10 protein-coding genes are annotated in these 12,352 nt (G+C 59.0%); all 10 read left to right on the top strand.

The window, feature by feature from the left end; all coding sequences use genetic code 11:
* Positions 1-128 precede the first annotated feature (128 nt).
* The 10 genes from NQ014_RS07185 to NQ014_RS07140 all read left to right on the top strand — a co-directional run bounded on the left by NQ014_RS07185 (position 129) and on the right by NQ014_RS07140 (position 12,238).
* Positions 129-2,324 carry a PhoX family phosphatase gene (locus tag NQ014_RS07185; RefSeq protein WP_257074509.1) on the top strand — a complete coding sequence of 732 codons (2,196 nt, stop codon included), beginning with the start codon at positions 129-131 and terminating at the stop codon, positions 2,322-2,324.
* Between the two features lie 169 nt (positions 2,325-2,493).
* The gene (locus NQ014_RS07180; protein WP_257074508.1) at positions 2,494-3,108 is read left to right on the top strand and encodes a DUF4178 domain-containing protein; all 615 of its coding nucleotides are present in this window, start codon (positions 2,494-2,496) and stop codon (positions 3,106-3,108) included.
* Positions 3,108-3,659: a DUF2617 family protein gene (locus NQ014_RS07175; protein ID WP_257074507.1), complete on the top strand. Its 552-nt coding sequence runs from the start codon at positions 3,108-3,110 to the stop codon at positions 3,657-3,659. Before NQ014_RS07180 ends, NQ014_RS07175 begins: the two co-directional genes overlap by 1 nt.
* Before the next feature lie 4 nt (positions 3,660-3,663).
* The gene (locus NQ014_RS07170) at positions 3,664-4,128 is read left to right on the top strand and encodes a DUF4247 domain-containing protein (protein ID WP_257074506.1); all 465 of its coding nucleotides are present in this window, start codon (positions 3,664-3,666) and stop codon (positions 4,126-4,128) included.
* Positions 4,129-4,130: 2 nt separating this feature from the next.
* On the top strand, positions 4,131-4,652 hold the full coding sequence (locus NQ014_RS07165; RefSeq protein WP_257074505.1) for a DUF350 domain-containing protein: 522 nt from the start codon (positions 4,131-4,133) through the stop codon (positions 4,650-4,652).
* A complete protein-coding gene (locus NQ014_RS07160; protein WP_257074504.1) occupies positions 4,653-6,215 on the top strand; it encodes a polyamine aminopropyltransferase in 1,563 nt (520 codons plus the stop codon).
* A gap of 70 nt (positions 6,216-6,285) precedes the next feature.
* Positions 6,286-7,818: a lysine--tRNA ligase gene (gene lysS, locus NQ014_RS07155; RefSeq protein ID WP_257074503.1), complete on the top strand. Its 1,533-nt coding sequence runs from the start codon at positions 6,286-6,288 to the stop codon at positions 7,816-7,818.
* Positions 7,819-7,949: 131 nt separating this feature from the next.
* Positions 7,950-9,455, top strand: a complete 1,506-nt coding sequence (locus NQ014_RS07150) for a metallophosphoesterase (RefSeq protein ID WP_257074502.1) — start codon at positions 7,950-7,952, stop codon at positions 9,453-9,455.
* A 122-nt stretch (positions 9,456-9,577) separates the two neighbouring features.
* Positions 9,578-10,984, top strand: a complete 1,407-nt coding sequence (locus NQ014_RS07145; RefSeq protein WP_048731769.1) for an acyl-CoA dehydrogenase family protein — start codon at positions 9,578-9,580, stop codon at positions 10,982-10,984.
* Positions 10,985-11,026: 42 nt separating this feature from the next.
* Positions 11,027-12,238, top strand: a complete 1,212-nt coding sequence (locus NQ014_RS07140) for an acyl-CoA dehydrogenase family protein (RefSeq protein WP_016421475.1) — start codon at positions 11,027-11,029, stop codon at positions 12,236-12,238.
* Positions 12,239-12,352 lie beyond the last annotated feature (114 nt).

The following is a 12,352-nucleotide window of genomic DNA, read 5'->3' as shown; positions in this document are numbered from 1 at the left end:
AAAGCTCATTCTTGAGTTAATTTTTAGAAACCGAAAGGTAACGCAACGTCCTTAGCTTCTTAGAGGATCTAAAAGTTTTAGTTTTCCATTTCCTCACCTAGTCGAAGCTATACAAAGGCGGTTTCCCCGTGGTTCGCATTGGCAAGAATCTGCTGACGAATTCTTTTGCTACCTCACGCAGCTCCCTGACCTGTACTTACAAGTGTGGTAATGCTTGTGCTGACGATGCCCCGAATGAGTTCTCTGACAACGAGTACTTCGGTGATGTTGCGAAGCAGGCATTCTCCCAGCGCGCATTCTCCCGTCGCGCTGCACTGAAGGTCACTGGTGCTAGTGCTCTTGCCGTCGGCGGTGGCGCCGTGCTGGCCGCTTGTTCCTCCGACGGTTCGGGCAGCGCCGCAGGTGGCTCCGATGTCTCCGGTACCGCAGCTGCTGGTGATGACAGCAAGGGCGAATCGCCGGAGGGCATGCGTTTCGACGTCGTCAAGCCGAATAAGGAAGACGCGGTTGTTATCCCGGACGGTTACGAGCAGAATGTTCTGATTCGCTGGGGCGACCCAATCCACGAGGGTGGCCCGGAGTTCGACTTTGACAAGCAGACTCCGGAGAACCAGAAGAAGCAGTTCGGCTTCAACAATGACTTCGCTGGTCTGATTAAGGCTGAAGACGGCACACTGTTGTACGTCTGCTCGCACGAGTACACCACCGAGCCGATGATGTTCCGTGCTTACAAGAAGGAAGACGCCACTAAGGAGCAGGTCGACATTGGGCTGGCTGCCCATGGTCAGACCATCCTTGCTGTGGAAGAGGATGACAAGGGATTCCTGAAGCCGATTCTGAGCGATAAGCGTAACCGTCGTATCACCGGCTTCACCGAGTTCACAGTCGACGGCCCGGCTGCGGGTCACGATTTGCTGAAGACCAAGGCTGACCCGACCGGTATGAAGGTCGAGGGAACTTTGAACAACTGTTCCGGCGGCGTCACTCCGTGGGGTACCTACCTGTCCGGTGAGGAGAACGTTGACCAGTACTTCGGCAACGTTGGCAAGCTCAAGGACGAGGACGCAGTTAAGAAGCTCAAGCGCTACTCGGTCAAGAACGAAGAGCTGTCCGACCGCGCGTGGGAGAAGTACTATGACCGCTTCGATGTCTCCAAGGAACCGAATGAGCCGAACCGCTTTTTCTGGCTGGTAGAGATTGATCCATCTGACCCGAACTCCACCCCAGTCAAGCACACCGCACTGGGCCGTTTCAAGCATGAAGCCGGTCAGATTTACGTGACCGACGACGGCACGGTTGTGTGTTACTCCGGCGACGATGAGCGTTTTGAGTACATCTACAAGTTCGTCTCCTCCCGCAAGATTAAGGAAGGGGACCTCAAGCACAACATGGGCATTCTGTCCGAGGGCACGCTCTACGTCGGTAAGTTCAACGGCAATTCCGAGTCCGAGATTGACGGCTCCGGTGAGCTGCCGAAGGACGGCCGTTTCGACGGTGACATTGAGTGGCTTCCGCTGATGACCGCCAAGGCAGACGGCAAGCATGAGTCCCACGTTGATGGCATGACCGCCGAAGAGGTCTGCATCTACACCCGCATCGCCGGTGACAAGGTCGGTGCGACCCGCATGGACCGTCCAGAGGATATCGAGCCATCCCCGAAGACCGGTAAGGTCTACGCGGCGCTGACCAACAATAAGTACCGCGGTAAGGCGAGCCCGGATAGCTCTGGTAAGACTCAGGACAACAAGGCCGCCAAGAAGACTGATGGTGCAGGGCGACCCTACGAGGATGCGACTGAGGTCGCACCAATCACCGAGAACAAGAATGGCCTTGTTCTGGAGATGGAAGATGACCACGCCGGCACCAAGGGCAAGTGGAACCTCCTGCTGGTCTGTGGTGACCCGAACGAGGCTTACACCTACTTCGGTGGCTTCGACAAGGAATCGGTCTCGCCAATTTCCTGCCCGGACAACGTCGCCTTTGACGAGTACGGCAACCTGTGGGTTTCCACCGACGGCAACGCCCTGGACTCCAACGACGGCCTGTTCGCCGTGGCTGTCGAAGGCGAGCGTCGTGGTGAGACCAAGTGCTTCCTGACTGTTCCGGTTGCTGCAGAGACCTGCGGTCCGCAGATCTTCTCCAACCGCGTGATGGTCAACGTCCAGCACCCGGGCGAAATCGAGACGGATCAGGGTCATCCGGTCGGTGACAACCCGGACCCGACCACCAACCCGACCTCGCACTGGCCGGATGGTGGCAAGGAGCAGCCACGCCCGGCAGTCGTTCAGGTTGTACGCACTGATGGCAAGAAGATTGGTGTGTAGGTTGCCCTTGGCAAGGAGCTAAGCAAAACGCGCGGATTAGCGCGTAGACTTATCGCGGCGCGTCTCGAATGAAAATAATGTTCGACGACGCGCCGCGACTGTATTCGGTAGAAAGTTAGTAATCGGGCGTTTTCTCAGCGCCACCACACTATCGATGGGATTAATCTTAGTGAACAGCATTGTCATAATCGGCATCATCCTCGTTGCCATCGGCATCATCGTCGTTGTTGTAGCGCGTCGGAATACTCAGGTTCCGGGTTCTGATCGCGAGCGCTTCGTCGATCCGCTGATGACTGATGAATACCGCAAGTACGGCCCAACCTCTGTCGCGCCGGGCGCAATCCTGAACTACGGTGGTGCCTCCCACGTTGTGCGCGGATCACTTGAGCTCTCTCAGGGGCCGTTCCGCTGGTGGGAGCATCTTGTCGACGGTGGGGCAGATGGTTCTTGGTTCGGCGTTGAGGAAGATGAGGGTGAAGTCATCCTCACCTGGTGGCGCAAGCTTCCAGGTAGCTTCGAACCAGCTAATCCCATCGTTGTCGACGGTGTGGAGTACTGGGAGGAAGAGCGGGGGACCGCCCGCTACACCGCGATTGGCACCACTGGGTTGCCGCCCGAGGGGGCTACGGACTTCGTCGACTACAAGTCCGGTGACGGTCGCTTGCTCGGACTGGAACGCTACGGTGACTCGATGTGGGAGGCGTCCACCGGTATTAGGATTCTCCCCGGTGAGATCGATGTTATGGCAGCGCCGGACCATAATCCGGACACGGACAATCGCTAGTGACGGTCGCTATGTCGCTGGCAATTCTAGATGTGCCGTTCAAAGACACCGCTGCGGAGCAACTCCGCGTTGCTTTTGACGGCCAAGTACCGGACACCCTCTGCGAGGCGGTTATCTCTCACCCCGACGGCACGACACCGTCGTTGACGCTCGGAGTCCTCGGAGCGTCGCATGTGGTTTTCGTCGGTAAGCGGGAGAACCCGTGCTTTACCGAGGAGATTTCCTGTACCGCGGCACACGGTGTGCCCCTGAGCGGGGCGGGAGTGATGGTGAAAGCTCGTGTGGAGAACCTCTCGCCAGAAGCCTTCGCTCAGCGCACAAATGCTTTACGGCGTGAGTTCGGAGCGGGGCATCCCCATTCGGTTGTCGCAGAGTTTCCCGGTTCTCCCGGCGCGCTGACTGTGTTGTCTGCGGAGCCGATTGAGCAGGGGTATCGCTGGGATACGTGGCACGGCTACCCGCCGAGGCAGCTCGTGTGGACATCGAATAGTTGGACTGCCGTTGCTGATAACCATGGGGCTGAGGCAGACCGCGTAAAGGGAGGTTCCTGAGTCTATGGGACGCGGAAGTATTGGTTACGCACTGATCGTTGTCGGCATTATGGTCACGCTGGCCGGTTTCTTCGTCGGCGGGAAATCTGCGGAAGAGAGGATTAGCGAGCGCTATCAGTCCGCGCCCGGCGCAGCATCTGCGACGCAGGTCAGTAGCGGAATTGATCGACGTTGGACCTGTGGCGACCGCGATCCCATTGAGGTGGGGCGTGAGCTGAAAGAAGAGATCAAGCCACAGGCTTACAACGAAGATGGCGGGGCGGCGTACCTGAGGACGAAGAAGCACCTGTTCATCGTTTCGCGTCAGACCCCTGAGGCAGGGGCGAAGGACACGTGCCTGATAACCAGAGAATCACTTAGTGGCCGCTATTCGGGTGGGCACTTCATCTATCTCGGCCCCGGTTTCGGTCCCTCCGCCCCCTCCGGCGGTTCGGGTGGATCGGCCGGATCTTTTGGAGGAGCGAAATAAACATGGGACCAGTAACGTACACGGCCACCACCGGGACGGCTATCCTCACGGCGCAGTCGGAGACATCAGAGACAGCGCAGTCGGTCGTGGCCTCAACAGTGGGCGAGCATCTGGCCGTCGGAGTGCCGGCCACCATCGGTTACTTCCTTGCGGGTGCCCTAGTGCTCGTAGTCGGATTCATTGTCCTTGATCTGATTACCCCTGGGAAACTGCGCGACCTGGTGTTTCTCGAAAACCGTGCGGGCGCCGCGATGATAGCGGGCTCACAGCAGATTGCGCTGGCCTGCATTGTCGTTTCAGTAATCCGCGCATCCGACGACGCCCTGATGATTGGCCTGGGGGAGACCCTCGTCTATGGTGCCCTCGGCATTGTGCTGCAGGCAGCATCGCTGCTGGTGCTGGAAGCCCTGATTCCGGGGCGCTTCCGCGATGTCGTGATGGACGCGAAGGTACGCCCCCGAGCGGTGTTGGCCGCGACCACCTTCATCGTTATTGGTGTGATTAACGCGGTGGCGCTGTCATAGATGGAGACCACCACAACTTCCCGGCGCTGGAGGGCTCTCCTGCTGGGCTCTGTGGCGGCTTGTGCTGCTTGTGGCCTGGTCTATGAGCTGGCACTACTGGCGCTGTCGGCTTCTCTTGGCCGCGGCGACGTCGTTGCGAATTCCCTGATTGTGGCCGGTTATGTCGCAGCGCTGGGTTTTGGCGCCGTGGCGGCGAAGCCGTTTGTGCGCCGTGCCGCGTTGTCTTTCCTCGGTATCGAGTGCGCTTTGGGTTTGCTCGGCGGTGTGTCCGCAACAGCCCTGTACTGGGTATTTTCGGTTACAGGTGAGAGCCTCGGAGCATTGGTCGCCGCCACTTTCATAATCGGAACGCTGGTTGGTGCCGAGGTGCCGTTACTCATGACACTTCTGCAGACCGGTCGGACGTCCTCCGCCGAGGATACGGGTCGCGTGCTGGCGAATCTCAACGCTGCGGACTACTTCGGAGCATTGGTCGGCGGTTTAATCTGGCCGTTTGTGCTCCTGCCTACGGTGGGCATGCTGAAGGCCACTGCCATCGCTGGACTGATCAACGTCACCGCGGCATTGGTAATCGCCGCGCTGCTACTGAAGCAGATGTTGTCTCGCCGGGCACTTGTCGCATCTGTCGCCGCCCTCGTCGCGGCGCTGGTTGGGTTGGTAGCGTTACTGGCCGGAATCCGGGATATTGAGGCGACCGCCCGGCAGTCGCTCTACGCCCAGCCCATTGTTTTTGCCAAGCACTCGAAGTATCAGGACATCGTCGTCACTCGATTTGGCGGGGACCGGCGGCTTTATCTCGACGGGGGATTGCAGTACTCCAGTCGTGACGAGTACCGCTACACCGAGTCGCTGGTCTACCCGGCGGTGGATAAAGAAACGAAGTCGGCGTTGATCCTCGGCGGAGGTGATGGGTTGGCTGCCCGGGAGCTGCTGCGGATGCCCAACATCGAGTGCATTGTTCAGGTCGATTTGGATCCGGACGTCATCGAGGTCGCCCGCACTGTGCTGCGGGAAGACAACCGCGGCAGCCTGGACAATCCCCGAGTGAAGAAGATTACTGCGGATGCTTTCGCATGGCTCCACGATCAGGCACGTGGTAGGGCGCAGGTGCAGAAGTTCGACGCCATCTATGCAGACCTTCCCGATCCCGACAACGCAGTGCTAGCCAAGCTTTACTCTCAGGAGTTCTACGGGCTGATCCGCACGGTGGCCGCGCCGGGCGCGAAGCTGGTGGTGCAGTCGGGTTCGCCGTTTTCGACGCCCCAGGCCTTCTGGCGCACCGACAGCTCGATTCGCGCCGCAGGCTGGTCGACCACTCCGTACCACGTGCATGTTCCCACCTTCGGGGACTGGGGGTTTGTACTCGCGCAGGCCGAGCCTGAGTCTCCTACGCTCGAGCTTCACGACGGCGCCCCGCCGCTGAAATTCCTCACTCCTGACGTGGCCCGAGCTGCGACCGTGTTCGGTGCCGATAACGGTCCGCAACAATTGGAACCATCGACACTTGCTCATCCTCGAATTGTGGAGGACATTCGTCGAGGTTGGCGGCAGGCGGGGGAGTAGTCAGCCGAGTATTTCGCAAAGTGGCGGGCGAGTAGCAGGTCGGCGGTGTAGTCGGCTAACCTTTATAGCCGTGACTGACGCGAAGAAAACCCCTGAAAACACCGCCACCGTTCCTGAGCAGCTGCGCATCCGCCGAGAGAAGCGTGACCGCCTGCTTGAGGCTGGAATTCAGCCGTACCCGGTTGAGGTTCCCCGTACTCACTCTCTCAAGGATGTCCGCGAAGAGTGGGGCCACCTCGAGGCCGGCGAGGAGACTCAGGATGTCGTGACCGTCATTGGTCGTGTCATGTTTATTCGTAACACCGGCAAGCTCTGCTTTGCCGCTCTGCAGGAGGGTGACGGCACGACCCTGCAGGCCATGCTTTCCAAGGCTGAGGTCGGTGAGGACGCCCTGGCTGCTTGGAAGTCGGACGTAGATATGGGCGACTTCGTCCTTATTACTGGCCGCGTAATTTCTTCGCGCCGCGGCGAGTTGTCCGTGATGGCTACCAGGTGGCAGATGGCCTCGAAGGCTCTGCGTCCGCTGCCGGTGTCGTTCGCTGATTTGTCCGAGGACAGTCGCGTGCGTCACCGTTACACGGACCTGATTATGCGTGAGCAGGCTCGTACTAATGCACTGACTCGCATCAAGGTCATCCGCGAGCTGCGCCACGCTCTTGAGCGTCGCGGTTTCCTCGAGGTCGAAACTCCGATGCTGCAGACTCTGCACGGCGGTGCAGCTGCACGTCCGTTCGTGACTCATTCCAACGCTTTGGACATCGATCTCTACTTGCGTATCGCGCCGGAGCTTTTCCTCAAGCGCTGCGTCGTCGGCGGTATGGAGCGAGTCTTTGAGATCAACCGTAACTTCCGCAACGAGGGCATCGACTCCTCGCACAGCCCGGAGTTCGCGATGCTGGAGTACTACGAGGCATTCGGCACCTACGATGACTCCGCTCGCACCGTCCGCGAGGTCATTCAGGAAATTTGTGTCGCGGTCTTCGGTTCGACGACTGTCACGCTTGCCGACGGCACGGAGTTCGACTTCGGCGGCGAGTGGAAGCAGATTGAGATGTACCCGTCGCTGAACGAGGCACTTGCTCGCAAGTTCCCTGGTCAGCCGGAAGTGACCATCGACTCCACCGTCGATGAGCTAAAGGCAATTGCCGATGTGATTGGACTTGAGGTTCCGGAAAAGGGCGGCTGGGGCCACGGCAAGCTGGTCGAGGAAATCTGGGAGCTGCTCTGTGAAGACCAGCTCGACGGTCCTATCTTTGTCCGCGACTTCCCGGTCGAGACCTCTCCGCTGACTCGTCAGCACCGCTCCAATCCAGGCGTGACTGAGAAGTGGGATCTTTACGTCCGTGGCTTCGAGCTGGCTACCGGCTACTCCGAGCTGGTTGACCCGGTTGTCCAGCGTGAGCGCTTTGAGGATCAGGCGCGACTGGCCGCCGGCGGCGACGACGAGGCCATGGTTCTGGATGAGGACTTCCTGCACGCAATGGAGCAGGGCATGCCGCCGACGACCGGTGTGGGCATGGGCATTGACCGCCTGCTGATGGCCCTGACCGGCCTCGGTATTCGCGAAACCGTGCTGTTCCCGATTGTGAAGCCGGAAGCGTAAGCGGCGCTTCTTTCTAGCCTGAAGTTATTCAAGTAGCGGCCAGCCGGAAAACCACGGCTGGCCGGCGAATTCATGTGTAGTTATCCCGGTGTTATCACCGGGATTATTTTTATCCCGTAATTTCTTCACCCGTGACTTCGGTAAATGGGAATAAGAAAGTTAATCGGCGATCCGTATTGCGCTTGGGAGCAGCAGCGGGAGCAGTAGCGAGTGCGGGTGCCGTAGCGGTTGCCGTCAATAGCGTCGGGACGCGAGCAGTTGCATCGGCGGCCCCGAACCAGGTGCCGTTTCCATTCACTGGTTTGACCAGTGGGCTTGTTGTGACGGACCTGGAAGTCGTGACCGTGACCGATACGTCGGTAACATTTTCGTGGGCGACGTATGCAGGCCCACATCCAGCGTGGGGGAAGCTGGCTCCACTGGCACCGGCCGACACGGAAGTTGCGCTAGTGCCAGTCGATGCCGATGAGGGCGGCGAGCTACCCGTGGTACATAAGGACGAGACGCAGGTTGGCTACCACTTTGTGACCGTCGATAAGCTGCGGCCTGGAACCACGTACCGTTTCGAATGTCGATCGAATGGGCTGGTCGCCGAGCCGGGATTAATTACCCGAAACCTCCCCAATACACCCGAGCAAACTGGACAGTTCACGACGTTGGTCGCTCCGGCAGGGGAGTACCTGACCACGATTGCCATCCTCAATGATGCGCATATTGGCGAAAATGGGCACGGTATTATCACCGGTGATTTCCCCGCTCCTATCTTTTCTGAACCGGGTGCCGCACCGTACCCCGAGGTCATGCTGACGGCTGCGCTCGCCGAGCTGCGCGGGATGGGTATTGATAAAGTTTTCGTCAACGGTGATGCCACGTCGGAAGCACGTCCGGCGGAGGTGCGTCGATTTGCCGAGATTATGAATACTTTTGGTGCTCAGGAGCGGCACTGGTTTGTCACCCGCGGCAATCATGATCGTCCGCATAAGCCGGATGCCGATTCGTCTGCTGGCTACGACGAATTCCCGGTTTTAGAGGGTACCGAGAATCATCGCGATCCCTTCGGTGTTCTCCTGGGGCGTCCGCGGCAGGAACTGTGGGTCACTCAGCAGGGGCCGGTCCGCGTCATCGGTCTGGATTCATCGAAGTTGGATGAGTCCGGCGGCGAAATTAGCCCGGAACAGTTCGATGCACTGGAGCGGGAATTGCAGCGCGACCCCAGCAAGCCGACGGTTGTGCTGGCTCATCACCCAATTACTTCCGAGGCTGGTTGGACACATGCTGCCGGCCCCACCTTCATTCTCAACAGTGCTGATGCACGACGCTTGCAGCAGATGCTTAACGACGCTCCGGGTGTATTCTTCGCGGGGGCAGGTCACACCCACCGTGCAAAGCGTACTCGCGGTGATGTTGGGGCCGGCGTTGATTATTTGGAGGCCGGCGCGTGCAAAGCATACCCCGGTGGCTACACACTGCTGCATGTCTACTCCGGTGGCTACCAGGTTAACTTTCACCGTTTGAGCAGCGAAGATGCGCTTGCGTGGACTGCGCGTGCCCGTTGGGCGATGTACGGTTTCGAGCCCGAGGCTCTGCTTGGTGAGCTCTCTGATCGCAACTACGTTGTTAACCGCGTTATCGCCTGACAAGTTAGAAGCCTGAAAGTTTTCTGTTACTTAGCAATGTTTTTTCAATTCTTGTGACAACGGTCACGTGATTGTTTTATTGTTATGCCAGTAATAGTTCTGACTCGAAAGGCCATGATCACATGAGCGAGAAGAAGAACCGCGAAGATTCGACTGTCGGCCGCAATAACCCTGGTCGCGACGCTATCGGAGCGGCAATGCGGTTCATCACGTCGATTACTGGTTCGGACTTCGCCCAGAAGTACGACCTTCAGCCAAAGATCGACCGCGTGGTGTACCAGTCCACCAAGTCCGGTTTTAAGACCCTTGGTGCCGCGAACCGTCAGTTTAAGAAGATTTCCGGTTCCGGTAAGCCGGAGCGTCCGGCTGAGGAAGCCCAGGCTGCACAGGAGGCCGCAGCCGAGGAGAAGGCAAAGAAGCTCTTCGACCTCACCCCGACCGAGGATCAGCAGATGATCGTCGAGACGGTTAAGGAGTTTGCTGAGTCTCGCTTGCGCGAGGCTGCTTACAAGTCCGACCACGAGGCAACTCCGCCGGAGAACCTCGTCTCTGAGGCTTCTGAGCTGGGCGTCACTATGATCAACGTCCCGGAGGCTTTCGAGGGCATCGCTACCGGCGAGGACGTCACCACCAACGCGCTGGTCGCGGAGGCTCTGTCCTACGGTGACATGGGTCTGGCTCTGGCAGTGCTGGCTCCGGCCGGTGTCGCTGCCACCCTGACCGCTCACGGCTCCGACTCGCAGCAGAAGACCTACCTGCCGGCATTCGCTGGCGAGAACGTCCCGGCTGCCGCTGTTGTGCTCGCAGAGCCGCGCCCGCTTTTCGACGCACGCAAGCCTGAAACCACCGCAAAGCGCGAGGGCGATTCGCTGGTCCTCAACGGTGTTAAGTCCTTCGTTCCGAACGCCGGCGCAGCTGAGCTGTTCATCATCGGTGTTGAGCTCGAGGGTAAGCCGGCTCTGGTTATCGTTGAGTCCGACACTGAGGGTCTCCACGTTGAGGCTGACCCGTCCATGGGTCTGCGCGGTGCCGCAATGGGGCGCGTCATCCTGAAGGACGTCAAGGTTCCGGCTGAGAACATTCTCGGCGGCGCTAGCACCTCGGCTGCAGATCGCGAAGAGGCATACCTCGACATTCTGCGTCGTTCCCGCCTCGGCTGGGCAGCTCTTGCAATGGGTACTTCTCAGGCAGTTCTCGACTACGTCATTCCTTACGTCAACGAGCGTCAGGCATTCGGCGAGCCGATTTCCCACCGCCAGGCAGTGGCCTTCATGGTCGCCGACATCAAGATTGAGCTCGATGGTCTCCGCATGATTACCCTCCGCGGTGCTTCCCGCGCTGACCAGGGGCGCGGCTTCGCTCGCGAGGCAGCTCTGGCTAAGACCTTCGCCACTGAAAAGGGTATGAAGATTGGTTCCGACGGTGTGCAGCTGCTCGGCGGACACGGCTTCACCAAGGAGCACCCGGTTGAGCGTTGGTACCGTGACCTCCGCGCAATTGGTGTCGCCGAAGGCATCGTCGTTCTGTAAACCGCTAGATACTTCAGCCGAAAAGAATTAAGAGGAAAGAAAATGATTAACCTCGAACTGCCGAAGTTCCTCAAGGCGGGCGCGTCCCAGTCGCATCAGGCCGCCGCTGAGATCTTCCGACCGATTTCCCGTAAGTACGATCTCGCTGAGCACGAGTACCCGAAGGAACTCGACACCCTTGCCTCCATGATGGACGGCATGGCAGATGGTGGCCGTGGCTTCTCCGGTGCTTCCGGTGGACGTGGTGACGATAAGAAGCCGAAGCGCACCGGTGTAAAGAACGGTGGCAACATGGCTTCGCTGCTCAACGTTATTGAGACCTGCTGGGGTGACGTGGGCCTGACCCTGTCCCTGCCGTACCAGGGTCTGGGTAACGCAGCCATCGCAGCTGTTGCTACTGATGAGCAGCTGGAAGCTTTCGGTAAGACCTGGGCTTCCATGGCAATTACCGAGCCGTCCTTTGGTTCTGACTCCTCCGCAGTTTCCACCACCGCCAAGCTCGATGGTGACGAGTACGTCATCAACGGTGAGAAGATCTTCGTCACTGCTGGTGAGCGTTCCGACTCCGTCGTTGTGTGGGCGACCCTGGACAAGTCCAAGGGCCGTGCTGCCATCAAGTCCTTCCTGGTGAAGAAGGGCACTCCGGGCTTCACCGTGGAGCGTCTGGAAGAGAAGCTGGGTATTCGTTCCTCGGATACTGCAGTGCTCCGCCTGGACAACGTCCGCGTTCCGAAGGAGAACCTGCTTGGTTCCCCGGACATTGATGTTAAGAAGTCCTTCGCCGGCGCAATGGCGACCTTCGACAACACTCGTCCGCTGGTTGCGGGTATGGCCATCGGTGTCTCCCGTGCTTCGCTGGAAGAGCTGCGTCGCATCCTGGAAGAGGCTGGCATCGAGATTGACTACGATGCACCGGCACACACCCAGAGCGCTGCTGCAGCTGAGTACCTGAAGCTGGAGTCCGATTGGGAGGCTGCATACCTCCTGGCTCTGCGCGCTGCGTGGATGGCTGACAACAAGCAGCCGAACACTCTGGAAGCTTCCGAGTGTAAGGCCAAGGCTGGCCGTGCAGGCACCGAGATTTGCCTCCGTGCCGTTCAGCTGGCAGGTACCTTCGGTTACTCTGAGCGTAACCTGCTGGAGAAGTGGTCCCGCGACGTCAAGATCCTGGACATCTTCGAAGGTACCCAGCAGATTCAGCAGCTGGTCGTTGCTCGCCGCACCCTGGGTCTGTCCTCCAAGGAACTGAAGTAGTTACAGTTTCAGAGCAATCTACATACTGGTGAGCCGGTAAAAGCTCACAAAGATGCTCAAGCCACATTTCTTAAAACACCGTCCTGCCATGACTTGGTAGGGCGGTGTTTTATT

This window comes from Corynebacterium sp. 5QC2CO, assembly GCF_024580435.1.
Lineage (GTDB): Bacteria > Actinomycetota > Actinomycetes > Mycobacteriales > Mycobacteriaceae > Corynebacterium > Corynebacterium jeikeium_D.
The sequence above is the reverse complement of the archived record's forward strand: the minus strand, read 5'-3'. Positions and strand labels throughout refer to the sequence as shown.